The organism is Parasphingomonas halimpatiens (assembly GCF_036663795.1).
Taxonomy (GTDB): Bacteria; Pseudomonadota; Alphaproteobacteria; order Sphingomonadales; family Sphingomonadaceae; genus Sphingomonas.
The window spans coordinates 1-23083 of the sequence record NZ_JAXOJP010000037.1; the positions used below are offsets into that span (position 1 = coordinate 1).

The 23083-nt window shown below is 65.9% G+C and carries 26 protein-coding genes and 1 tRNA gene; 17 read left to right on the forward strand and 10 right to left on the reverse strand.

Annotation, left to right across the window (positions count from 1 at the left end):
• Positions 1 to 395: 395 nt before the first annotated feature.
• The 3 genes from U1839_RS22810 to U1839_RS22820 form a co-directional block, all read right to left on the reverse strand.
• The gene (locus U1839_RS22810) at positions 396 to 701 is read right to left on the reverse strand and encodes a hypothetical protein (RefSeq protein ID WP_332805876.1); all 306 of its coding nucleotides are present in this window, start codon (positions 699 to 701) and stop codon (positions 396 to 398) included.
• A gap of 257 nt (positions 702 to 958) precedes the next feature.
• Complete coding sequence (locus U1839_RS22815) at positions 959 to 1294, reverse strand: XRE family transcriptional regulator (RefSeq protein ID WP_332805877.1); 336 nt, start codon at positions 1292 to 1294, stop codon at positions 959 to 961.
• On the reverse strand, positions 1291 to 1854 hold the full coding sequence (locus U1839_RS22820; RefSeq protein ID WP_332805878.1) for a type II toxin-antitoxin system RelE/ParE family toxin: 564 nt from the start codon (positions 1852 to 1854) through the stop codon (positions 1291 to 1293). Before U1839_RS22820 ends, U1839_RS22815 begins: the two co-directional genes overlap by 4 nt.
• A gap of 344 nt (positions 1855 to 2198) precedes the next feature.
• Here U1839_RS22820 and rpiB point away from each other — a divergent pair, with 344 nt between their 5' ends.
• The 7 genes from rpiB to rpsD all read left to right on the forward strand — a co-directional run bounded on the left by rpiB (position 2199) and on the right by rpsD (position 6718).
• Positions 2199 to 2660 carry a ribose 5-phosphate isomerase B gene (gene rpiB / locus U1839_RS22825; RefSeq protein WP_332805879.1) on the forward strand — a complete coding sequence of 154 codons (462 nt, stop codon included), beginning with the start codon at positions 2199 to 2201 and terminating at the stop codon, positions 2658 to 2660.
• Positions 2657 to 3973, forward strand: a complete 1317-nt coding sequence (glyA, locus tag U1839_RS22830) for a serine hydroxymethyltransferase (RefSeq protein ID WP_332805880.1) — start codon at positions 2657 to 2659, stop codon at positions 3971 to 3973. The genes rpiB and glyA overlap by 4 nt, the downstream gene beginning before the upstream one ends.
• Before the next feature lie 60 nt (positions 3974 to 4033).
• Positions 4034 to 4351, forward strand: coding sequence for a zinc ribbon domain-containing protein (locus U1839_RS22835; protein WP_332805881.1), 318 nt, complete (start codon positions 4034 to 4036; stop codon positions 4349 to 4351).
• 4 nt (positions 4352 to 4355) lie between these two features.
• Positions 4356 to 4844 (forward strand): transcriptional regulator NrdR, encoded by a 489-nt coding sequence (gene nrdR / locus U1839_RS22840; RefSeq protein WP_332805882.1) that lies wholly within the window; start codon positions 4356 to 4358, stop codon positions 4842 to 4844.
• On the forward strand, positions 4841 to 5575 hold the full coding sequence (locus tag U1839_RS22845) for an RNA methyltransferase (protein WP_443030655.1): 735 nt from the start codon (positions 4841 to 4843) through the stop codon (positions 5573 to 5575). Before nrdR ends, U1839_RS22845 begins: the two co-directional genes overlap by 4 nt.
• Positions 5576 to 5646: 71 nt before the next feature.
• Positions 5647 to 5895, forward strand: a complete 249-nt coding sequence (locus U1839_RS22850) for a hypothetical protein (RefSeq protein ID WP_332805883.1) — start codon at positions 5647 to 5649, stop codon at positions 5893 to 5895.
• A gap of 208 nt (positions 5896 to 6103) precedes the next feature.
• Positions 6104 to 6718 carry a 30S ribosomal protein S4 gene (gene rpsD / locus U1839_RS22855; RefSeq protein ID WP_281128965.1) on the forward strand — a complete coding sequence of 205 codons (615 nt, stop codon included), beginning with the start codon at positions 6104 to 6106 and terminating at the stop codon, positions 6716 to 6718.
• 54 nt (positions 6719 to 6772) lie between these two features.
• On the opposite strand, the gene U1839_RS22860 is transcribed toward rpsD, so the two are convergent.
• Together U1839_RS22860 and U1839_RS22865 are read right to left on the reverse strand one after the other, a co-directional pair.
• On the reverse strand, positions 6773 to 8755 hold the full coding sequence (locus U1839_RS22860; RefSeq protein ID WP_332805884.1) for an alpha/beta hydrolase family protein: 1983 nt from the start codon (positions 8753 to 8755) through the stop codon (positions 6773 to 6775).
• 202 nt (positions 8756 to 8957) lie between these two features.
• On the reverse strand, positions 8958 to 10898 hold the full coding sequence (locus U1839_RS22865; protein WP_332805885.1) for an alpha/beta hydrolase family protein: 1941 nt from the start codon (positions 10896 to 10898) through the stop codon (positions 8958 to 8960).
• A gap of 153 nt (positions 10899 to 11051) precedes the next feature.
• On the opposite strand from U1839_RS22865, the gene U1839_RS22870 reads away from it, so the two are divergent.
• The gene (locus U1839_RS22870; protein WP_332805886.1) at positions 11052 to 12716 is read left to right on the forward strand and encodes a M28 family metallopeptidase; all 1665 of its coding nucleotides are present in this window, start codon (positions 11052 to 11054) and stop codon (positions 12714 to 12716) included.
• A complete protein-coding gene (locus tag U1839_RS22875) occupies positions 12713 to 13684 on the forward strand; it encodes an agmatine deiminase family protein (RefSeq protein WP_332805887.1) in 972 nt (323 codons plus the stop codon). Before U1839_RS22870 ends, U1839_RS22875 begins: the two co-directional genes overlap by 4 nt.
• Before the next feature lie 96 nt (positions 13685 to 13780).
• Here the strand turns inward: U1839_RS22875 and U1839_RS22880 are convergent, their stop codons facing one another.
• A complete protein-coding gene (locus U1839_RS22880) occupies positions 13781 to 14707 on the reverse strand; it encodes a LysR family transcriptional regulator (protein ID WP_332805888.1) in 927 nt (308 codons plus the stop codon).
• Between the two features lie 104 nt (positions 14708 to 14811).
• Between U1839_RS22880 and U1839_RS22885 the strand changes: the two genes are divergently transcribed.
• Both U1839_RS22885 and U1839_RS22890 read left to right on the forward strand, forming a co-directional pair.
• Complete coding sequence (locus U1839_RS22885; RefSeq protein ID WP_332805889.1) at positions 14812 to 15351, forward strand: hypothetical protein; 540 nt, start codon at positions 14812 to 14814, stop codon at positions 15349 to 15351.
• Complete coding sequence (locus tag U1839_RS22890; protein ID WP_332805890.1) at positions 15348 to 16712, forward strand: MFS transporter; 1365 nt, start codon at positions 15348 to 15350, stop codon at positions 16710 to 16712. The genes U1839_RS22885 and U1839_RS22890 overlap by 4 nt, the downstream gene beginning before the upstream one ends.
• A 160-nt stretch (positions 16713 to 16872) precedes the next feature.
• Here U1839_RS22890 and U1839_RS22895 read toward each other — a convergent pair whose 3' ends face one another.
• Together U1839_RS22895 and U1839_RS22900 are read right to left on the reverse strand one after the other, a co-directional pair.
• Positions 16873 to 17655 carry a helix-turn-helix domain-containing protein gene (locus tag U1839_RS22895; protein ID WP_332805891.1) on the reverse strand — a complete coding sequence of 261 codons (783 nt, stop codon included), beginning with the start codon at positions 17653 to 17655 and terminating at the stop codon, positions 16873 to 16875.
• A gap of 99 nt (positions 17656 to 17754) precedes the next feature.
• On the reverse strand, positions 17755 to 18114 hold the full coding sequence (locus U1839_RS22900; RefSeq protein ID WP_332805892.1) for a hypothetical protein: 360 nt from the start codon (positions 18112 to 18114) through the stop codon (positions 17755 to 17757).
• Between the two features lie 109 nt (positions 18115 to 18223).
• Here U1839_RS22900 and U1839_RS22905 point away from each other — a divergent pair, with 109 nt between their 5' ends.
• Positions 18224 to 18784, forward strand: a complete 561-nt coding sequence (locus U1839_RS22905) for a YkgJ family cysteine cluster protein (protein ID WP_332805893.1) — start codon at positions 18224 to 18226, stop codon at positions 18782 to 18784.
• Positions 18785 to 18828: 44 nt separating this feature from the next.
• Positions 18829 to 19680 carry an N-carbamoylputrescine amidase gene (gene aguB / locus U1839_RS22910; RefSeq protein WP_332805894.1) on the forward strand — a complete coding sequence of 284 codons (852 nt, stop codon included), beginning with the start codon at positions 18829 to 18831 and terminating at the stop codon, positions 19678 to 19680.
• A gap of 254 nt (positions 19681 to 19934) precedes the next feature.
• Here the strand turns inward: aguB and U1839_RS22915 are convergent, their stop codons facing one another.
• Together U1839_RS22915 and U1839_RS22920 are read right to left on the reverse strand one after the other, a co-directional pair.
• Positions 19935 to 20171 (reverse strand): hypothetical protein, encoded by a 237-nt coding sequence (locus U1839_RS22915; RefSeq protein WP_332805895.1) that lies wholly within the window; start codon positions 20169 to 20171, stop codon positions 19935 to 19937.
• A gap of 61 nt (positions 20172 to 20232) precedes the next feature.
• Entirely contained in the window at positions 20233 to 20889 is a 657-nt protein-coding gene (locus U1839_RS22920) for a uracil-DNA glycosylase (protein ID WP_332805896.1), read from the reverse strand.
• Positions 20890 to 20912: 23 nt separating this feature from the next.
• Between U1839_RS22920 and folK the strand changes: the two genes are divergently transcribed.
• The 4 genes from folK (at position 20913) to U1839_RS22940 (ending at position 22872) form a co-directional block, all read left to right on the forward strand.
• Positions 20913 to 21389 (forward strand): 2-amino-4-hydroxy-6-hydroxymethyldihydropteridine diphosphokinase, encoded by a 477-nt coding sequence (folK, locus tag U1839_RS22925; protein WP_332805897.1) that lies wholly within the window; start codon positions 20913 to 20915, stop codon positions 21387 to 21389.
• Between the two features lie 16 nt (positions 21390 to 21405).
• A tRNA-Lys gene (locus tag U1839_RS22930) sits at positions 21406 to 21481 on the forward strand.
• A 117-nt stretch (positions 21482 to 21598) separates the two neighbouring features.
• The gene (locus tag U1839_RS22935) at positions 21599 to 22159 is read left to right on the forward strand and encodes a hypothetical protein (RefSeq protein WP_332805898.1); all 561 of its coding nucleotides are present in this window, start codon (positions 21599 to 21601) and stop codon (positions 22157 to 22159) included.
• Entirely contained in the window at positions 22156 to 22872 is a 717-nt protein-coding gene (locus tag U1839_RS22940; protein ID WP_332805899.1) for a phosphatase PAP2 family protein, read from the forward strand. Before U1839_RS22935 ends, U1839_RS22940 begins: the two co-directional genes overlap by 4 nt.
• Positions 22873 to 23083: the final 211 nt, after the last annotated feature.

The following is a 23083-nucleotide window of genomic DNA, read 5'->3' on the forward strand; positions in this document are numbered from 1 at the left end:
TTGCGCTGTTCAACGACCGTGTGAGGCGGATCACAAAAGCAATGCTGTGGAGGGAATAGGTACGCTTCCCATCGAATAACGGACGCTCGACCACCGGCAGCTTCTGGGAGCAGCGGTCGCCGGCTTAAACCGCCGCAATTTGGCGCGAAGCTGCCACCCGGGCTAAGCTGAATGAAGGACCGAAATCGCTCCCTGAGCGCCCGAAAGCGGCCGTTCCGCTTTCCACCCACCTTTGCCACCCCGGTTGATGCCCATAACCCGGCGGCCACAGAGCTTGGTCAAATGCCGCGCAGCGATTTGGCCCGTGACGCGCCGGCCGATCACACACAAAAAAACAGGGCCGCACTCCCGCACGGCCCCGTTCCACGTCATTCACTCAGGCATCACCGCCCGCCTCAGCGGCGATAATAACCACCGTCGCGATATTCGTCGCGCTGGTCGTGCCCACGCCGGTCGTCGCGATAGCCGTCGCGGCGATCATTGTCGTGGCCCCAGCCGCGCATGTCGTGATGGCGGTGGTGGCGGCGCCACTGGCGCTCGCGCTCGCGGCGGTCATGGTCGCGATATTGATAGCCCTGGTCGTAACCCTGGCCATAGCCATAACCGTCATAGCCGCGGCTCTGGGCCGAGGCGGGGGCGGCGGCGAGGCCGGTCATGGCGATGCCGGCCAGCGCGGCGGCAGTCAGGAATTTCTTGATCATCGATCATCTCCCGATGGAAGTGCTTGGGTGATGCCCTTCTGGGCTCCACGTCGTGCATCGGGTCTGAACGCACCTGTTATCGCGGGTTCATCGCGCCGCGGTCGAGCGGCCTTGCGGGCCTTCCTTGGGTTGCCGCGTCGGCCGGTGGCGCACGTTCGCGCTGAACGATTGCGTCATGCCCAATCGTAGCCGGCGCTGGCAAAATAATGGTGGTGTGGCTGACGGTCCGGAGCGTCGCCGCCGCGATCTTGCCTGGCCTACTTCACGCTGTCATCTTCCCCGATCTCGGCAAAATTGCTGATCTTCACCGATCCTTCCGGGAATCGGGCAACCACATCCAGCTGCCCGCCCATCGCCTCGACGAAGCGCCGCAGATTGCCGACATACATGTCGGTGCGCTTCTCCATCTTGGCGACGGCGGCCTGCCCGACATGCAAGGTGCCGCTCAGCGTTTCCTGCGTCAGCTGCCTTGCCTGGCGCAGTTCGGCCAGCGTCATCTCCGCACGCAACACCGCAACCTTCTCGGCCACGGCGATTCGCTGGGCCGGCGTCATCGCCGCACGCAACGTGTCGAAGTGCTTGCGCCCGCTCATATCAATCCTTCCATCCTCAATGTCGCGAGATGCTCGTCGTACAGATCGTCGGCAATCGGCACGAAGACCTCGTAGAAGCGATCATCGCCCGTCTTGTCGCCGCCGATCAGCAGGATTGCCGAACGTCGCGGGTCGAACGCGTAGAACACCCGGATCGGATTGCCGCCGCTCTGAACCCGCAACGCGCGCATATGGCTATGGCGGGAGCCGCTGATCCCCGATGATTGCGGAAAGCCGAGCCGGACACCACGCTCTTCGAGCAGGGTGACGGTTGCCGCCACGTCGACTTGCTCCGCCGCCGACAGGCTTGACCACCAGTCGCCAAACTCGTCGGTATATTCGACGTCGCATGCCATGAAAGGAATATGCCATTGACGGCATATCTTGTCAAGAATCCCCGCCGACGCTCGAACTGATTCACCCCGCCACGGCAATCGGCCAAACCTCCCGCCGGCGCGCCGCGAAACGCTCGCATCGCCCCACGTCATGGTTGGATTCGCCGGCATCGTCGCCGGCGCAAGGAGGCAGTAAAGATGACGAACAACGCCGCGCGCCGTCATAAGTATTTCTTGGCCGCCAAGACATCGTCTCGCCGCCGCGGGCCGCCCACCCCTGTAAAGCCGCAGCATGCCGTGTTGGGTTCGGCGCCGTATACCTTCCCGCGTCTGGCGCCGACCGTCCAACATCCGGCGGCGAAGCGACCCCCCGTCGGTCGTCAAAACTCTTTTGTTCTTGCGCGCGTCTTGCCTGCCCTGCGCGCCGATACTGGCCCGTCATTTGCCGCCCGTGCGCAGCGAAATCCTCTTTTGCCGCCCCCAAAGGGGTCTCGTGCCCCATGGCAATTGCGTGACGCTTTGCGTAAAGGCCGCCCGTCCACGCCATTAACCGGGAACCGCGCCCAACCATGCGCATCGCCATCGCTTCGGATCACGCCGCCTTCGCGCTCAAGGCCGTGCTGGCCGGGTGGCTGCGTGGGCAGGGGCATGACGTGCTCGATCTCGGCCCCGACAGCGACGCGCGCGTCGATTATCCCGATTACGGTTTCGCGCTCGCCCGCGCCGTCGCCGATGGCCGGGCGGAACGCGGCGTTGCCTTGTGCGGCTCGGGCATCGGCATCTCGATCGCGGTCAACCGCCACCCCGCGCTGCGCTGCGCTTTGGTCGACAATCCCTATGCCGCCACGCTCGCGCGCCAGCATAACGACGCCAACGCCATTGCGCTCGGCGCCCGCCTTATCGGCGAGGACATGGCCACCGCCTGTCTCGCCGCCTTCCTCTCGGCCGATTTCGAGGGCGGCCGCCACGCCGCCCGCATCGATAAACTCGGCCAACCCCCTTTCCCGACCAGCGTGAAGGATCCCGCATGAGCACCAGCCCCTCGACGCTCCACGACGTCCAGCCCGACGGCTTCTTCACCCGCGGCCTTGAAGAGGCCGATCCCGCGATCTTCGCCGGCATCCGCCATGAACTGCGCCGCGAGCAGACCCAGATCGAGCTGATCGCCAGCGAGAACATCGTCTCGCGCGCGGTGCTCGAGGCGCAGGGCTCGGTGCTGACCAACAAGTACGCCGAAGGTTATCCCGGCAAGCGTTATTACCAGGGCTGCGAACCTTCGGACGAGGTCGAGACGCTGGCGATCGAGCGCGCCAGGCAACTGTTCGATTGCGGCTTCGCCAATGTCCAGCCGCATAGCGGCGCGCAGGCCAATGGCGCGGTGATGCTCGCGCTGACCAAACCCGGCGACACCATCATGGGGCTCAGCCTTGATGCCGGCGGCCACCTCACCCACGGCGCCAGGGCGGCGATGTCGGGCAAGTGGTTCAACGCCGTGCAATATGGCGTCACGCCCGACACCCACCTGATCGACTATGACGAGGTCGCGCGCCTCGCCCGCGAGCACAAGCCCAAGCTGATCATCACCGGCGGCTCGGCCTATCCGCGCCAGATCGACTTCGCCCGGTTCCGCGCCATTGCCGATGAGGTCGGCGCCTATTTCATGGTCGATATGGCGCATTTCGCGGGCATCGTCGCCGGCGGCCTGCATCCCTCGCCGCTGCCCCATGCGCATGTCGTCACCACCACCACGCACAAGACGCTGCGCGGCCCGCGCGGCGGCATGGTGCTGACCAATGACGAGGCCGTCGCCAAGAAGATCAACTCGGCGGTGTTCCCGGGGCTGCAGGGCGGCCCGCTGATGCACGTCATCGCCGCCAAGGCGGTCGCCTTTGGCGAGGCGCTGCGCCCCGAATATCGCAGCTACATCGCCGCCGTGGTCGAGAACGCCAAGGTCCTCGCCGCGACGCTCAAGGAGCGCGGCGCGGAGATCGTCTCGGGCGGCACCGACACCCATCTCGCGCTGGTCGACCTGTCGCCGCTCGGCGTGACCGGCAAGGACGCCGACGAGGCACTGGAGCGCGCCGGCATCACCTGCAACAAGAACGGCATCCCCAACGATCCTTTGCCGCCGACCAAGACCAGCGGCATCCGCGTCGGCTCCCCCGCCGGCACCACGCGCGGCTTCGGCCCGGCCGAGTTCCGCGAGATCGGCAACATGGTCGCCGACGTGCTCGACGGCTTGCGCAAGAATGGCGAGGCCGGCGACGGCCAGATCGAAGCCGCCGTCCGCGAGCGCGTCGCCACCCTCTGCGCCCGCTTCCCGATCTACGCGGAGGGTTTTTGATATGAGTGGCAACGTTACTCCCTCTCCCCGCTTGCGGGGAGAGGGTAGGGGAGAGGGGCAGTGAGTCTCCCTTGCCAGGCCTGCGGCCACACCCTCGAATCCGGCGCCAACTTCTGCTCCGCCTGCGGAGCGAAGCAAGCCGAGTCCGCCACCCACTGGCGCACCACCGCCGATGACGATCTTCGTGCTGCCCGCGCCTTCTCGGAAGACGCGCGCCAGCGCGCCACCGGCAGCGGCGACTCCTCGCTCGGCGCGCGCATGGCCAAGGGTGCCGCGATCGGTGCCGTCGCGGCGATCCCCATCCCGTTCGTCGGCCCGATCACCGGTGCCATCGTCGGCGCCGGCATCGCCGCCTACACCAAGCTGTCGAAGGGCTAGGGCTTTGCGTTGCCCCTTTTGCGGCCATGAAGACAGCCAGGTGAAGGACAGCCGTCCCACCGAGGACGGCGCCGCGATCCGTCGCCGCCGCCAGTGCGAGGGTTGCGCCGCGCGTTTCACCACCTTCGAACGCATCCAGTTGCGCGAACTCGTCGTGATGAAGAGCGAGGGCGACCAGGGCGGGATCAGGCGCGAGCCGTTCGACCGCGACAAGCTGCTCCGCTCGGTGTCGATCGCCGCGCGCAAGCGGCCGATCGACGCGGTGCGGCTGGAGAAGCTCGTCTCGGGCATCCAGCGCCAGCTCGAGACGCTCGGCGAAAGCGAGGTCTCGTCGCAGCGCATCGGCGAGATGGTGATGGACGGTTTGAAGGGCCTCGATTCGGTCGCCTATATCCGCTTCGCCAGCGTCTATCGCGACTTCAGCGAGGCGCGCGACTTCGAGGAGTTCGCCGGCTCGGTCGCCGAGGTCGGCAGCGAGGTGAGCAGGGGTTGACCGGTGTGACGGCGGCGCCGCCCGTGATCGTCCTCGTCCGCCCGCAGCTCGGCGAGAATATCGGCAAGGCGGCGCGGGCGATGCTCAACTTCGGGCTGACCGAGCTGCGCCTCGTCACCCCGCGCGACGGCTGGCCCAACCCCTCGGCCGGCCCCGCCGCGAGCGGCGCCGACGCCGTGCTCGATCAGGCGGTAGTGTTCGACAGCGTCGCCGCCGCGGTTGCCGACTGCCCGCACGTCTACGCCACCACGGTGCGCAAGCGCGGCGTGACCAAGCCGGTCTTCACGCCGGAGCAGGCCGCGCGCGCGATCCACACCGCCCCGGCGCGTTCCGCGATCCTGTTCGGTGCCGAGCGCTCAGGGCTAGCCACCGACGACGTCGCGCTCGCCCGCGCGATCGTCACCGTGCCGATCAACCCCGCCTTCAGCAGTCTCAACCTCGCCCAGGCCGTCATCGTCGTTGCGTACGAATGGTCGAAGGGCATGGGCCTCGCCTCGCCGCCCGAAACCGCACTGCCCGATCCCGCCCCGCAGGAGGATCTCGAAGGCATGATCGCGCAGCTCGAGGCGATGCTCGGGGAGACTGGCTTCTACTTCCCGCCCGACCGCGCCCCGACCACCCGCCGCACGCTGCGCACCATGCTCACCAAGCCCGGCTGGTCGAGCATGGAGATCCGCACGATGCGCGGCGTACTCTCGGCGCTGGCCGGCAAGAAGCGGCCACGGCCTTGAAAAGGATCGTGATTCGGCTTTGCACTCCTGGCGATGTCGCCTAGGAGCAGGGCGTTATTCTTGGAGTTTCTATGACCTTCCTGCTCGCGTCGCTTCTCGCATTCAGCTCCCCCGCCCTGGCCACGGCGCCCGACACGGACGCCGCCTCGGCCCCGGTCGCCGCGCCGCAGGAGAAGCCGAAAAAGGAAAAGAAGATCTGCCGCGCTGACGAGCGGACATCCTCGCGTATCCCGAAGATGATCTGCAAGACTGCTGCCGAGTGGCAGGAAAGCGACGTCGCGCGCCAGTCCCAGAACGAGCCGGAAGTGCGTCGCGAGTGACGATCGCGCGCTGCTTGGGCCTCTGCGCTCCCGTCCGGATTTGACTCCCGGGCCCGTCTCGGCTAGCGGCGCCGCTTCGCAAAAGGCTCCGCACCCCGGTGAAGCGGCGGCCCTGCCCTGACGGGTGGAGCGATGACCGGGTATCGATCGGCTCATGCCTGTGGCGTGGGCCGGTCTTGTTGTTGGCACTTGCACGAAGGTTATTACGATGTCGAAGCGCTCCAGCGCCAAGTACAAGCTCGATCGCCGCATGGGCGAGAACATCTGGGGTCGTCCCAAGTCCCCGGTGAACAAGCGTGAATACGGCCCCGGCCAGCACGGCCAGCGCCGCAAGGGCAAGGTCTCTGACTTCGGCATCCAGCTGCGCGCCAAGCAGAAGCTCAAGGGCTATTATGGCGACGTGACCGAGAAGCAGTTCCGCGCTTGCTACCATGAGGCCGCCCGCATGAAGGGCGATACCAGCCAGAACCTGATCGGCCTGCTCGAGCAGCGCCTCGACATCATCGTCTATCGCGCCAAGTTCGCGCCGACGGTGTTCGCCGCGCGCCAGCTCGTTTCGCACGGCCATGTCCGCGTCAACGGCGTGAAGTGCAACATCGCGTCGCGCCGCGTCTTCCCGGGCCAGGAGATCACGCTCGGCGCCAAGGCGCAGGAGATGGCGCTGGTGATGGAAGCGCAGAGCCTCGCCGAGCGCGACATCCCCGATTATGTCGCTCCCGACGGCGCCGCCAAGATCACCTTCACGCGCGTACCGACGCTCGACGAGGTGCCCTATCCGGTGAAGATGGAACCGAACCTGGTCGTCGAGTTCTACTCGCGCTGATCTGGTTCGCACAGTACGATCGAAAGGGCGGCCGGTAACGGCCGCCCTTTTGCGTTATGGTGCCGGCGGCAGGTGTAACGACGCGCGCAGGAAGACGTCCATCTTGTCGAGCATCTCGGCGCGCACATTGCTGTCGTCGAGTTGGTGGGCGAGATGATGATATTCGACCAGCTCGACGGACTTGCCCGCGGCTTTCAGCCGCGACGCCATCAGACGCGACTCGCCGATGCCGACATTCGCGTCGAGATCGCCGTGGAAGATCAGCACGGGTGCAATGAAGCGAGCGGCATTTTGCGCCGGTGAGCCGGCGCGAACATGAGCGCCGGTGCCGATCTGCGCGCTGACAAGGTTGAAGTCGGTAAAATTCTCATGTTCCGCGCGAAGGGTCTCGAGATCCGTGACCGGCGCGACGGCGATTACCGCTTTGAAGAGTGACGGATCGAGCACATTGGATTGCAAGGCGGCATAACCGCCATAGGACCAGCCGACGATCGCCAGCTTGGCCGGGTCGGCGATTCCCTGCTTGACCAGCCACCGCCCGCCATCGGTCACGTCGCCGATGGCGATCCGCCATGACTGGAAGCCGTTCTTGGCGAAATAGGCTTCGCCATAGCCGGTCGAGCCGCGGAAATTGGGCTGCAGCACGGCATAGCCGCGATTGGCGAGGAACTGCGCGAGCCAGTCAAAACCCCATTCGTCGCGCGCATCGGGCCCGCCATGCGGCAAGACGATGGCGGGCAGGTTCTTGCCATCGCTGCCCGGTGGCAGCGTCAAATAGGCCGGGATCATCGTGCCGTCGGCGGCGGGAAAGGTGATCGGCTTGACCGGCGAGAGCACCATGTTGGCGAGTTGCGGCCGGACCGGCAGGACCTCGGAAAGCTGGTGGGTGGCCTTGTCGAACAGGTAATAGTGGCCCGGGTCCGTATCGCTGCCCGCGAAGAGCAGCAGCCGGCTCTCATCGGCCGAGGCATCGACGATCGATATCAGCGGAAGTTTGGGCAATGCCCTGGACAGCGACTGCACGATCTTGCTGACTGCCGGGTCGAAGAACTCCACCTGTCGCCGGTCAGTGACGAAGCTCGCGCCGACGACGCGGTTCTGGCGACCGATGCGGACCAGATCGTCGATATCGACATCGTTCCGCGTCAGCACCGGCTCGCGCTTGTCCGACCCGTCGAGCGCCATCGCGAACAAGGCGGTGTGCCCGTTCGTCGCGTCGAAGCCATAAGCGACGTCATGGTCGCTATCGACCGCGAGAGGCGAAAAGCCGGTCGAGACGTCGCCGTTATAGATGACCGTGCTGAGCGGTCGCCATTGATGACTTCCCTTGGCACGGTAAAAATAATGAACCTCATTCTTGAGATATCCGCCGCTGTCCGAACCGCGCGTCGCCATGATCCGCACTGCGCCCCGGCCGTCGGAAATATATTCGACCGCGTCGGGCAATGGTGACTCGACCCGCGTACGTTTGAGGGTCACGGTATCGATCCGATCGACGCCCATGCCCTGGCGTTCGCTGGCCATATGCGTGCCGGTGGTGGCCTCGGGCACATAGACCTGCGTCATCAGCACGCTGGCATCCTGCTGCCCGGTTTGCCAGTCGATCACCTGGCCGCCATCCTGAGCGACGCCGAGCGAGCGCGAGGTCGTCTGGTTCATCAGCAGCTTGAGGTTCTTGCCGTCGGCGTCGACCGCAATGATGCGCGAATAGCTCAGCTTGTCGCTGCCATCGCTGACGATCATCTCGATCTCGCAGGTGAGCCGGTCATTGGTGGCCCAGCGACAACTGGTCAGGCGGTCGGGATCGCCCGATGCCCGGAGCACGCTCTGCACTGCGCCGGTATCGGGGGAGGCGATGAGCAAGGCCATGCCGCGCCCCGACGCAGGTTGTACGATCGCAACGCGCTTGCCGTCGGGCGACAGGCTGATTTGCTGAACATCCTCCCGCGCGCCGAAGCGTGCCGCAGCGTCGCTTTTCGCTTCTGCCTGATGCGCAACGAGCAACATGGCCGTTGCGACGATTGAAGATCGGATCATTCTCACTCTCCCCGGAATTCAATATTTTGCGGCAGGATGCCGATTCTGCGGTCGCCGATGAGCAACTTGGGTCACGACGGGGGCGCGGCCCCTGCGATGCTGCCGGAGTGACGAGCGTTGTCTGGCATGGGGCAAATGATCCCTTCTGCCTTTCCGTCCCGTTCAGGATTGGGAAAGACCGGCAACGACCGGCGTCTTTCCATCATGGCGCTGGTGGCAGCTTGAGCGAGGTGCGCAGGAAGGCGTCCATCTTGTCGAGCATCTCGGCGCGCACATTGCTGTCGTTAAGCTGGTGCTCAAGCCCCGCATATTCGACCAGTTCCACTTGCCGCCCCGCGCCTTTCAGACGCGAGGCCATCATGCGTGAATGGTCGACACCTACGGTATAGTCGAGAGAGCCGTGAAAGAGCAGAACCGGTGCGATGATACGCCCGGCGTTTTGTGCCGGCGAACCCTCACGGACATGGGGGCCGTGGCCGATCTGAGCATCGACCAACTGATAGTTGGTGAAGGTTTCATGCTCGTGGCGCAAGGTTTCCAAATCGGTTACCGGAGCCACGGCGATGATCGCCTTGAACAATTGCGGGTCGAGCACGTTCGATTGCAGCGCGGCGTAGCCGCCATAGGACCAACCGAGGATCGCCAGCTTGGTCGAATCGGCAATGCCCTGTTTGACCAGCCATCGGCCACCGTCATTGATATCGCCGATCGCCGCGCGCCAGGATTGATATCCGTTCTTCCGCAAGAACGCAGTGCCGTAGCCGGCAGAACCGCGATAATTGGGTTGAAGCACGGCATAGCCACGATTGGCCAGGAATTGGGCGAGCCAGTCGAAACCCCATTCGTCGCGGGCGTCGGGTCCGCCATGCGGCAGAACGATCGCGGGAAGGTTCTTGCCGTCGCTGCCCGTTGGCAGGGTCAGATAGGCGGGAATCATCGTACCATCTCCCGCCGGGAAGCTGACCGGCTTGACGGCCGCCAACTTGGTCCCGGTGAGTTGAGGGCGTGCCGGAAGCACCTCGGTGAGCCCATGAGTGGCCTTGTCGAACAAATAGTAATGACCCGGGTCAACATCGCTACCGGCGAACAGCAGCAGTCGCCCCTCGTCGGCGCTGGCGCCGACGAAACTGACAAGCGGCAGGCCGGGAAGCGCCTTGGACAGCGAATTCGTCAGGCGTCGTAACTCCGGATCGAAGAATTCGATCTGTCGCCGCTCGTTCGCGAAACTTGCGCCTACGATGCGATGCTGTCGTCCAATCATTACAAGTCCGTCGATATCGACATCTGACCGTGCCAGTACCAATTCTCTCTTCAAACTGTCGTCGAGGGTTATCGTATAGAGCGCGGCGCGCCCGTCCTTATCGGCTGCGCCATAAACCACGTTACGCTGTCCATCGACGCCGAGCGGCTGGAATCCGGCGGTATCCGCAATTGGGCCGAAGGGCAGCCATTCCCGACTGCCCGCTTTGCGATAATAATAGACCTTGGCGCCCTTGATGTACCCCTCTCCGTCATTGCTCCGCAGCACCATCATCCGCACGGTACCGTGGCCGTCGCTGATATATTCCGTTGCGCTTGCCTTTGGGGGTTCGATCGTGGTGTGGGTCAGCGTCGTAGTATCGACGCGGTCGACGCCGACGCCATCGCGCGTCCGTGCGGTGAGATTGCCCGTGGCTTCATCGGACACGTAGCGGCGCAGCATCAATAGTGATCCGCCGGTGCCATCACCCGACCAATCGATGACCTCTCCGCCGAAATTGGTCCGCGATGCGTTTCGCGGCGTGATGGATTTCAGGTTCTTGCCGTCGGCATCCACGGTGATCAGTCGGGTGATGTCCAATGGGCCGACGCTGTCGGTCTGGATCACGTCGATCGCGCACACCAGGCGTACGTTCGTCGACCAGCGGCACCACTCCAAGTGGTCGGTGTCGCCGCTCGAGCTCATGACCGCTTTTGGCTGACCGTCCGCCGTCGATACGACGAACAAGGTGCTCGTACGCCCTGGCGTGGCACCGATGAAAGCGATATTCTTGCCATCGGGCGACAGGCTGATGTCATCGACCGCTTCGCGTGTGCCAAAGCGCACTGCCGCGTCGCTCGAAGCCCGTGCGGGCTGCGCGATCAGCAATATCGCCGCGCTCATTATTAGCGACCGGATCATTCTTCCCCCCAATTTCATTACCTTGTGCCGATGCTAGCAACATCGCCGCAGCCCACAAGCACGTTAGGCCGCCATGGTTGCGCGGTCCATGAGACGCTGCCAGAACGGCGGCATTCTTTTGATCTGGGGAAAATCATGCGTTCTGCCTTTCTGCTCGGTCTCGCGCTGCTCGGCTCCGCCGCCATCGCGCGCGACGCGCCGCCGCCGGCGATCTCGGTCCAGACGTTGAAGGATGTGACGCGGACATTGTCCTCGGACGCGTTCGAGGGGCGCAAGCCGACCACGCCAGCCGAGGGCAAGGCGACCGCCTATATCGTCTCGCGCTTCAAGGCGGCGGGGCTGAAGCCCGGCAACCATGGCAGCTGGTTCCAGCCGGTGCCGATGGTCGAGATCGATGCGCAGAACGTCTCGCCGCTGACCTTCACCGGCGGCAAGGCGCCGGTCAGCCTCGAATATCGCAAGGACCTGGTCATCGCGACCTACCGCGTCACGCCGAAGATCGATGTCGCCAATTCCGACGTGGTGTTCGTCGGTTATGGCATCAACGCACCCGAGCGCGGCTGGAACGACTATGCCGGGCTCGACGTGCACGGCAAGACGGTGGTCATCCTGGTCAACGATCCCGACTGGCAGAGCCCGACCCGCGACGGTTTGTTCGAGGGCCGGGCGATGACTTATTATGGCCGCTGGACCTACAAGTTCGAGGAGGCCGCGCGGCAGGGCGCGGCGGCGGCGATCATCGTCCATGACAGCGAGCCCGCCGCCTATGGCTGGGGCGTGGTGCAGTCGAGCTGGACCGGGCCGCAGCTCGAGCTCGACGAAAAGGGCGATCATATGGACCAGAGCCAGGCGATCGGCTGGATGCAGCTCGCCAAGGCCAAGGAGTTGTTCGCCAGCGCGGGGCAGGATTTCGATGCATTGTCGGAAGCCGCGAAGCACAAGGGCTTCCGCGCCGTGCCGCTCGGGGTGAAGGCGTCGGTCAGCTTCACCAACGCGATCCATCGCAAGGCATCGAAGAACGTCATCGGCATCCTGCCGGGCAAGCCGGCAGCGCAGGGCGGCGCGCCGAACGACTGGGTGTTCTATACCGCGCATTGGGACCATCTCGGGCACTGCGACGCGGTCAAGGGCGACGGGATCTGCAACGGGGCGATCGACAATGCCTCGGGCGTTGCGGCGCTGGTGGCGATCGCCGAGGCGCAGGCCAAGGCCGGCCCGGCGCGGCGCTCGATCGCGTTCATGTCGGTCACGGCGGAGGAATCGGGGCTGCTCGGCTCGCGTTATTATGCCGAGCATCCGGTCTATCCGCTCGCCCGCACCGTTGGCGGGGTCAATATGGACGGGCTCAACGTCAAGGGCCGCGCGCGCGACTTCGTCATTGCCGGCGCGGGCAAATCCGAACTCGAGGACATGATGGTGCCGCTGGTCGCGGCGCAGGACCGCGTGATCAAGCCCGAGCCCAACCCCGAACGCGGCGGTTATTTCCGCTCGGACCATTTCAGCTTCGCCAAGCTTGGCGTGCCGATGCTCGACGGCGGATCGGGCGAGGATCTGCGCGTCGGCGGCGAGGCGGCGGGCCATGCCGCGACGCTCGATTACATCGCCAACCGTTATCACAAGCCGCAGGACGAATATGATGCGCGCTGGGACTGGACGGGCGCGGTCGAGGATCTGACGCTCTATTACCGGCTCGGCCGCCAGCTTGCCGCCGGCAGCAGCTGGCCCAACTGGTACAAGACCGCGGAATTCCGCGCGATCCGCGATCGGTCGCGCGCTGCCACGTCACGAGGCAAAAAATGACGGTCACACCACCCCCGCCCGAATGGGCACCGCACAAGGCGGTGTGGATCGGCTTTCCCAGCCATCCCGAATTGTGGGTCGACGATCTCGAGCCGGCGCGCGCCGAGGTCGCCGCCTTTGCCCGCGCGGTCCATGCCGGCGGGCATGGCGAAAAGGTGCTGCTGGTCGTCGCCGATGACGAGGCGGCGCTCGCCGCGCGGCGTCATGCCGGCGATGTCGCCGATGTGGTGGTCGAGCCGTTCGGCGATATCTGGCTGCGCGACACCGGGCCGATCGTCACCGGCGACCACAAGGCGCGGCTGTTCACCTTCAACGGCTGGGGCGGCAAATACGACCTGCCGGGCGACGACACGATCGGCGCGCGGCTGGCGCGCAAAAGGCACATCCCGGCCGAGCATTGTGGCTGGGTGCTCGAAGGCGGCGCGATCGACGGCGACGGCACCGGGCGTGTCGTCACGACACGGCAGTGCCTGCTCAACATGAACCGCAATCCGGCCATGTCGCAGGCCGATATCGAACGCCGCCTGCACGAGGACCTCGGGCTGAACGAGGTGATCTGGCTCGGCGACGGGCTGCTCAACGATCATACCGACGGCCATGTCGACAATCTCGCGCGCTTCGTCGCCCCGGGCGTGCTGGCGATCCCCGAGGCGTTCGACAACGACCCCAACTGGCTGGTCTATCAGCACGCCGCGCGCGATGCCGGCCATGCCGGGGTCGAGCTCGTCCGGCTACCCTCGCCGGGGCGGGTGCTGCGCGACGAGGATATCATGCCGGCAAGCTACATGAACTTCTATATCGGCAATGCCGCGGTGGTGGTGCCGCTATACGGCGCGCCTAATGACGAGGCGGCGGTGGCGGCGATCCAGGCGCTGTTCCCGACGCGCAAGGCGGTGGGGCTGAGGGCGGATGCGATCCTGACGGGGGGTGGGAGCTTTCATTGTATTTCGCAGCAGATTCCGGCTTGATGGATGTGATCCGAGCGCCTGCGGTTGCGGTGCGCGGGCCTTATCTTTTCGAGACTTGAATGCAGCGGACGTTGATTTTGGCGAACGCAACAAGCGTCATCGGCCCCCGGGATGACAGGCACCCTGCACACAAGCGCGCAGCCAACGATGCGCGGGATCGCCATCAAGGCGTGGATGCCAAAGCAGGGAGATCGTGAACGCATTTACCGCCAAGGGTAGCGGAAAGCTGTACATGCCGTCGCGCAACGCCGCCGTGTGCTTCTCAGGCGCCGTGGCGATGAGGTCTGAGCCGCGCGCGAGCGCCAATGCTGCAGAGAACCCATCCACGCTGGTCATGATGTTACGTTCGAGCCCGGCGTCCTCGAGCATTTCGTCGATGCCGCCAAGATCCATCCCCTGACGCCATGCCACCACATGGCTCCCTGCGGCATAATCGGCCAGCGTCACGCCCGTGCGGGCCAGCGGGTGATCGCCGCGCACCACGCCGATATAGCGATCGGTGAACAGCGCCTGGGCACGAACCTCCGGGCCGCTCGTTCCGGCAACCACACCGGTTTCCACATCCACGCTGCCGTCGCGAAGGCCTTCGCTGCTCTTGTCGAGCTTGCGGACGAAGCGGAGGCGTACGCGGGGTGCCTCCTGCTGCACGCGCTCGATCAGCGGCGGGCCGAAAGTCTCCGCGAACCCATCGCTCGTGCGGAAGGTGAAGCTGCGCTCCAGCGTCGCCAGTTCGAGCCGATCGGCGGGACGCAGCAGGATGAAGGCTTCCTCGACGAGCTCGCGGACCTTGGCCTTCATCTCGGTCGCGCGTGGAGTCGGCACCAGCCCGCGCCCCGCGCGGACCAGCAGCGGATCGCCTGTCACGGTGCGCAGGCGGGTGAGCGCACGGCTCATCGCCGAGGGGCTGAGCTGGAGCCGCGCCGCAGCGCGCACCACGCTGCCTTCGCTTAGCAGCACATCGAGCGTGTGGAGGAGATTGAGATCGGGCGGTAGCATCGGATGCCCTCGGCGCGGGGCCGCCATATAGCGCGTTCAATGCAATGATACCATGCAAATGCTGCGTCTACCGCACGAATTTGCGGCGCCATAAACGACGATCCTTCGCTTCCGAAGGAGGATCATCGATCATGACGCACAACAGCCTGGAGATATTCGTCACCGCGGTGCGGGCCGATTGGAGCCCGGTCAGCACCACATTGGTTGCGCGCTGCCGTGCACATCTCGACGCGTTGACGGCGAGCGCGGAGAGCGAGGACTGGCTGGCCAGCCTGCGCGCCGAGCGACCGGCAACGCGCGACCTCCATCGCGAGCCGGACAGTTTCATGCTTCTTGCTCATGCCGAGCGGCACGGCCTCTACCGCCCCCCGCACGATCATGGTCGCGCCTGGGTCGTCTATGGGGTCCAATCGGGCGCGCTGGAGGTAGGGACTTATGTGAAGGTCGCTAATGCGCGCGGCGAGCAACTGGTGCGGCGCGAGACGGTGGTGCTGCGCCCCGGTGCGGCGCGCGCCTATCTGCCCGGCGACATCCACGACACGCGCTGCCTGATCGAGGATGCGCTGGTGTTCCGATTCACCGAGCGCGACCTGCGGCATGAGGATCAGGTCGAGCGGCGCGTTACCCGCTTTGTCGAGCGCGAGGGCGAATGGTTCGCGCCGGCGCGATGAGCGGGATTACGATGCGCGAGCGGGCGAGCGTGTTCGCGGTACTGTCAGCGATGGCGCTGGTGGTGCTCGACGCGGGGCTCGTCAACGTCGCACTGCCAACCATCGCGACATCGCTCAAGACCGCTCCCGCCGATGCGATCCTCATCGTCAGCGCTTATCAGACGGCGCTGGTGGTTGGCCTGCTCCCCTGCGCCCATATCGCAGAACGATTCGGCTATCGCCGCCTGTTTGCGGGCGGCCTTGGCCTGTTCAGTGCGGCTTCGGTCGTCTGCGCGAGCGCGAGCAGCTTGCCGATGCTGGTGGCGGCGCGCGCCGTGCAAGGCCTGGGCGGCGCGGCGATCATGGCGCTTGGCGTCGCGCTGCTGCGGCTCGCGCTCGGGCCGGAGCGGCTGGGCAAGGCAATCGGGTGGAACGCGCTGACGGTCGCGCTTTGCTCGGCGGGGGCTCCGGTCGCCGGGGCATTTCTGCTTTCGATCGCGCCTTGGCCGTGGCTGTTCCTGTTCAAACTGCCGATCAGCGCGGTCGCGCTTGCCGCCGCGATGGCGCTAACCGAGGCCAGGGTGCAGCCAAGGTCGATCGACACGCCCAGCATTGCGCTCCACGCGTCGGTCGCAGCGACGATCCTTGTCGCGGCAGGCATGGCGATCCGCGAGCCGGTTGCGGCGCTTCTGCTTTTCGGGGCAGCCTTTGGCGTCGCAGTGGCGCTGATCCGGCGGCAGCGGTCGCGCGCAGCGCCGCTCTGGCCGGTCGATTTGCTGGCGCTTCGCCCCTTTCGCGTGTCGGTGATCGCTTCGGTCTGTTGCTTCACGGCCCAGTCGACAGGATTGCTTGCCTTGCCGTTTTATCTGCAGCTGGGACTGGGCCATGGCCCGCTTGCTGCCGGGCTGGTGTTCACCTGCTGGCCCTTGACCGTCGCAATGACCAGCACCGTCGCAAACCCGCTGGCGGAGCGGTTCCGATCGCCGGCTTTATGCGTCGCGGGTGGGCTGGTGCTGGGATCGGGGTTACTGCTCTCCGCGCTGCCGCCAGCGGGGAGCGTCGCGCCGCTTGCCCTTGGCGCCGCGCTCAGCGGGCTCGGCTTCGGGCTCTTTCAGGTACCAAATAATCGCACCCTGTTCCTGACCGTGCCGGCCGACCGGAGCGCCATGGCCGGCGGCATGCAGGGCACCGCAAGGCTGATCGGCCAGACGACAGGTGCGATACTGACAGGATTTCTCTTCGCCTGCGCTCCCGCGACGATTGCGCCGCGTATCGGCTTCGCGCTCGGATCACTCTTCGCAGTGGCCGCGGCGCTGGTTAGCGGGTCAGAAATTGGCGCGACGGCGCGCCGATCGCGGAATATTGCGGACGCCCGGTCCTGAGTCGATTTGGAGCGGGGCGGTTCCGTGAGATTGTTACACTTCGCTTCCGCACTCGCCTGCGTCATCCTGCTCGCATCGCGCCGCAGTGGCGCAGGCGGCAACCCCGGCGGCGGCGTCCGTCACCGTCCGCCAAGCGATCGGCAGCCAGCCGCCGCCGGCCTCACCCGATCGTCACGCCCACCACGCGCCAGCCGTCATCCTCACGATCGAGCGTGACCGTCTCCACCGCCTCAGCCTTGTTGGCAAAGCGGGTGCGGAACTTGACCACCTCATAACCGTGGGGCGGGGCGGGGAGGTTCTCCTGGCTGATGAGGGTGCGTGACACCATTGCGCCAAGCGGTACGCGGACCTTCTCGGAGGCCGCTGCCCAGACCTGCGCCGTGTTGAGCTTGCGGAACGTAGCACCGGTCATCCGGTAACTGTCGTCCCAACGTCCCTCGTCCACCAGCGCGAGCCACGAGCGCGCGGCGTCGAGCACTGCGGCATCGGTCGAGGCGTCGGCGGTGGTCGGCGGCGAGGGCGGCGCGGAAGCCACCTGCGGCAGGGCGGTGAGCGCGAGGAGCGCGAGGGCGAGGGTCATGACGAGAACTCCGATGATGATCCGGGGCTGACGAAAGGCCCGCCCCACGCCGTCGATCGGCGCGGCTCCCTGATCCATCCGGTCGCGCGCCGAGTCCTCCCCGATTCCTTCGTCCCCCAACAAATCGGGGGTCGGCGCCACCACCGCGCCGCCTTCGACCTGGAGCAGCAGCCGCGCCGCCTCGCGGCTGCTCGATACCGCCATCTTGCGCCGCGCATCGCGCAGCCGCTCGTTGATCGTGTGAACCGACAGGCCGAGGCTGCGCGCGGTCGATTTCGCGTCGTGGCCGCGCACGATCAGCCGCAGCGTCTGCTTCTCCTTCTCGGTCAGCGCCCATTGCGCGTCGTTCATCGGCATGGTCATGTCGCGAAGACGTAGGTCAGCTACAGGGTCGCAGCTACCCCGAAAAATTCGTCCCTTGCGCCCCGCATGATGGCCCGCGTTCGGCGTAGCGCGCGGCGTTCACTGATAACGCAGCGTCTTGTCGAACCCCTCATTCGCCTTGGTCATCTTCGCCAGCTTCCTGAGCTGGGTGCGAACATGCCGGGTGAAGCGCTCATCGTCGTTGATGCCCGTCGCCTTATAGTCATCCTGACCGATCAGTTGCTTGAGGCGCGCCGCGAAGGCTGCCTGCTCATCGGCACACTCGGTGGCTTCCAGCGCACGGCACACCCATTCCTCGGCGGCGGCCTTGTCATAATCGTCCTGCGCCGTGTAGCCGGCGCGGTCCGCGGCCGCCTGATCGAGCTTCGCGGCGGCGAGCCGGCGCGCCAGCCATTTGCGGACCAGCGCCGCATCCCACGGTCTTGACGGATTACTCATATCACTTGCTCCCACTGGTCCGGTCCATAGCGGACGATTGGCGGGTCCCCACCGTTCAATTCGCGCCGGGCGCTTGTATTCGTGCCGGGGGCGCGGCAACCCACTGCGGATGCAGAGCGCGGCCGATGTTGAGACGATGCTGCTCGGGCCGGTCCTCGCCGACCGGGACTGTGGCGATTGCACCGCGTGCTGCACCGTGCTCACCGTCGATACGCCCGATTTCAAGAAGCCGGCGGAGACGCCCTGCGTGCACCTCGGCGCGCATGGGTGCGGCATCCATGACGTGCGCCCGGCCATCTGTCGCTCATGGTTCTGCGGTTGGCGACGGGTGGCGGACCTGCCCGATGAAGCCCGGCCGGACCGGTCGGGCCTGCTCGTCTCGCTCAATTTCGTGCGTGAGCCGCGCAACTGCTTCGAGGGCGTGTCGATCAACGTCCGCACGGTCTCTGCCGGTCAGGTGATCGACAAGGGCATGGCCGCCATCATCCTCGACCGGCTGTGCGATCAGCTGGTGCCCATCTGGTTCAGCGACGGGTCGAAGAAGATGCTGATGCACCCCGACAGCGACGTCGCCAGCCTCGTCATTTCGGGGGAAGCCGCGCCGCCCCACCTGCGGAGCGACGTGGCGGCATGGCGCGCGCGGTACGGCGTTTTTGCGGGTAACGGCTGATCGCAAGACTGCCCATTGCGCCGACGATCGGTTATGGCGCGGCCATGACTCGCATCACCGTCGCCGCGCTCCAGCTCGCTTTTGGTCCCGATATCGAGACCAATATCGCCAACGTCACCCGCCTCGTCCGCGAGGCGAAGGCGCGCGGCGCGCAGGTCATCCTGCCGCCCGAACTGTTCGAGGGCGAATATTTCTGCCGCGTCGAGGATGAGGGGCTGTTCGCCAATGCCCGGCCGGTCGGCCAGCACCGCGCGGTGCTGGCGATGCAGGCGCTGGCGGCCGAGCTCGGCGTGACCATTCCGACCAGCTTCTTCGAGGCCGATGGGCCGCATTACTACAACTCGCTGGCGATGATCGGGCCGGACGGCGCGGTCCAGGGCGTCTATCGCAAGAGCCATATTCCCGACGGGCCGGGCTATGAGGAGAAATTCTATTTCCGGCCCGGCAATACCGGCTTCAAGGTGTGGCCCGGCCCCGATGCGACGACGCTCGGCGTGGGGGTATGCTGGGACCAATGGTATCCCGAGACCGCACGCGCGATGATGCTGATGGGCGCGCAGATACTGTTCTACCCGACCGCGATCGGCAACGAGCCGCATGACGACAGCCTCGACACCGCGCGGCTGTGGCGCCGCGCGATGGTCGGCCATGCCGTGTCGAACGTCGTGCCGGTGATCGCCGCCAACCGCGTCGGCACCGAGCATGGTCAGACCTTCTACGGCACCAGCTTCATCACCGACGAGCGCGGCGACATCCTTGCCGAGCTCGACCGCGAGGAGGAAGGGGTGATCACCGCGACGCTCGACCTCGACCGTGTCGCGCGTCACCGCGCAGCGTTCGGTTTCTTTCGTGATCGCCGGCCGGAGCTTTATGGGCGGCTGGTCGAGGATATCTAGCCGGCGAGGCTGGTCGCTGTCTGGCGTGCGGCGTGCGCGGCGTTGCTTGAAGCAGAAGAAAGATTTTGTTCGGGCGGAGGCGCGGAGGCGCGGAGAGTTGCGTTCGCGGTTAGCCATCGCGCACAGCGCGCCTTCCTACTACCTTGCTACCGGTGTAGAGATTTCGGCGACGCGATACGGTCGCCGCGAGCGCAACAACTCCGCGCCTCCGCGTGAACAAATCATTTTTCTTGTCCGGTCGCCCGGCGAACGCCTCAGCGACCGTGCATGCCGACCTGTTCGCTGATCACGATCGGCTTCTCGCACCCACCCTCGCGGTGCAGCACCGCAAAGAGATGTCGTGCCGGCGGCATCGCGCCCAGCGGCACCAGGCGCGGCTTCAATTGCTCGGTATCGGCATGCTCGATCCGGCTGGCAGGGCAGATCGGCCTGGCGGGAGGCGCTGCTTCCGGGACGGCAGCGGCGGCGGACAGGACAAGCGACAGCAACATGCGATCTCTCCTTTGCTTGTCAGCGCCATAGCATGATTCGTCGCGCCGCGCGACGGCGGCGTCAGGGCTTGAGTTCCAGTGCACGCGCGAACACCGCGGCGAACATGTCGGGGGTCAGTCGCCCGGTATTCTGGTTGTAGCGCGAGCAGTGATAGCTATCGATCAGGATGCGGCCGTCGGGCATGCGATGCTCGGCGAGATGCGCGAAGCGCGCTTTGGGCAGACGCCCGCCGAGGATCTTGACCGCCGACTGGTGCGCGATCTGGCCGAGCGCGACGAACACGCGCGCGTTGGGCAGCGCGGCGGCCTGGCCTTCGAGGAACGGGCGGCAGGTGCGCGTTTCCTCGGGCGTCGGCTTGTTCTCGGGCGGCAGGCATTTGACCGCGTTGATGATGATCGTCCCGTGCAGTTGCAGCGTGTCGTCGGGTTTGGCCTCATAGGTCCCGCTGGCCAGCCCGAACCGGCTGAGCGTGTCGAACAGCAGCGGGCCCGAGGCGTCGCCGGTAAAGGGGCGGCCGGTGCGGTTGGCGCCGTGTTTGCCCGGCGCGAGGCCGATGATGCCGAGCCACGCCTCGGGATCGCCGAACGCATTGACCGGGGCGTTCCACCAGGTCGGATATTCGATCCTGAGCGCCTCGCGCAGCGCGACGAGGCGCGGGCAGCGCGGGCAATCGCGCGGGGGTTCGGTGGCGGGGAGCGGGGAGGTCGCAAAGTTCATCGTGCCGCGTTAGGCGTGCCGGCATGGCGTGGACAAGCTATGTTATCGGCCTGGGGTCGAACCGGCGCGGGCGCCACGGCGCCCCGGCGCGCGAAGTGGCGGCGGCGATCGATGCGCTGGGCGGGGTGATCGCGGTGTCGCCGATCATTGCCAGCGCGCCGCTCGGCCCGTCGATCCGGCGCTTCGCCAACGCCGCCGCGTTGATCGTGAGCGACGAGGCACCGCCGGCGCTGCTCGCGCGGCTCAAGCGAATCGAGCGGAACTTCGGCCGTCGGCGCGGCCAGCGCTGGGGCGCGCGAGTGATCGACCTCGACATCATCCTGTGGTCGGGCGGCTGCTGGGGCGATACCGACCTGGTCATTCCGCACCGGCTGTTCCGCGAGCGCGCCTTCGTCCTCGCGCCGCTCGCCGCCATCGTGCCGGGCTGGCGCGACCCGGTGACGCATCGAAGCGTGCGCCAACTCGCACATGCGGTTGACCGCCGCGCCCCCGGACCGTAACGCGCGACGCTTGGTCGAGCCCGTAGCTCAGTTGGTAGAGCAACGGACTTTTAATCTGTAGGTCCCGGGTTCGAATCCCGGCGGGCTCACCAATCGGCCGTTTCGGCGGTGGCGTAACCTTGCCGGCTTGCGGTATGCCGTCGCACGCGAGCGCTGGATAACATCATCACGCCATGCCAAGCCCGTGTCGGATGGAGGTTGGTGGCGTGATGAGACGATCCTTTCTGGCAGGCCTGCTGGCTATGGTCGGTGCGGGCAACGCGGATGCCGAGGCGTTGCCCAAAGAGACCTTTCCCCCCGTGCCGACGTGGAAGCCGTCTTTCCCGCAACCGCGCCACCGGATCGTGGAACGGGTCGCCTATTACACGAACGGGAAAAGCGATTTTGCAGTGTTTCGCAACGGCACCTGCGTGATCCTGGAGACCGGGCTTCCCGACGTGGATGCAAAAGTTCATGCATTGAAAGTGTTAGCCGATATTTTCGGATATCATCCGGACATGAATCCGGCGTCGATGGATGATGGCAATATTCTCGTCCGATACAATCACCCGGCGGTGAACGTGGTTCTCAAAGATGTTGCGCAAGCGCATTGGGCGGAAATTGAACGACGTCATCTGGACGGGCTCACGCCCGACGAAGTGCTCATCACCCCGCTCGGTCAGAACAAGTTCGACGATTTTGGCAAGCAGGCACTTCTGGGGCGTGCCTATATGTTCATGGATGCCGAAGCGCCGGAGATTGTCGATATCTGGAGATGCGCACGCGCATGACGCCCGACAACAGCGAACCGTCGATCGAACAGGTCTTCCGCCATACGCCGTGGCTCTACGGTGCCGCTGCCGCGGTGGCGCTCGCGGTGCTGATCGTCGCGGTGCTCGGCGATGCGATCGAGGATGGTGCGCAATTCTCTTTCGATCGGGCGATCCTGCTCTGGGCGCGCGGCGGTAGCGCGCATGGCGTGCCGATCGGGCCGGACTGGTTTCGCGCGGCGATGGTCGACATCACCGCGATCGGCGGGGTCACCGTGCTGGTGCTGATGGTGTTGCTGGTCGCGGGTTTCCTCGCCCTCGGGCGGCACTGGCTGACCTTGTCGCTGGTGCTGGGTGGCACGATCAGCGGTTCGATCGCGGTGTCGATCGTCAAGGGGCTGGTCGGGCGTGCGCGGCCGATGGTGACCGACCATCTCGTCACCGTCGTGTCGGAGAGTTTCCCCAGCGGCCATGCCGCCAACAGTGCGATCGTCTATCTGACGATGGCGACATTGCTCAGCCAGTTGGTCGAGGGGCGTGCCGCGCGGAGCTATCTGTTCGCTGCCGCCGCGCTGATCGTCACGCTGATCGGCGCGAGCCGCGTCTATCTCGGCGTGCACTGGCCGAGCGACGTGCTCGCCGGCTGGGCGTTCGGGACGCTGTGGGCAGTGGCATGGTGGGCGATCGGCGCCTGGGCGCGGCTCAAGCGGGCTGCTGCTGCGGCGCTGAAGTAGAAGAGTGGTTCGCGCGGAGGCGCAGAGGCGCTGAGATTGCCTTGGCTGGTCGCCTCGCAAGGACGCCACGGCGGTGTTGAAGGTGCCGCTCTATTTGCGCCTTCGCGCCTTCGCGTGAACCGATGAGGGCGCCGCGCAACGAGTAGCGTGACGTGATCTCTGCGCCTCTGCGCGAACCAATAATCTGCTTCACGCGCCGCACGGTGGACCC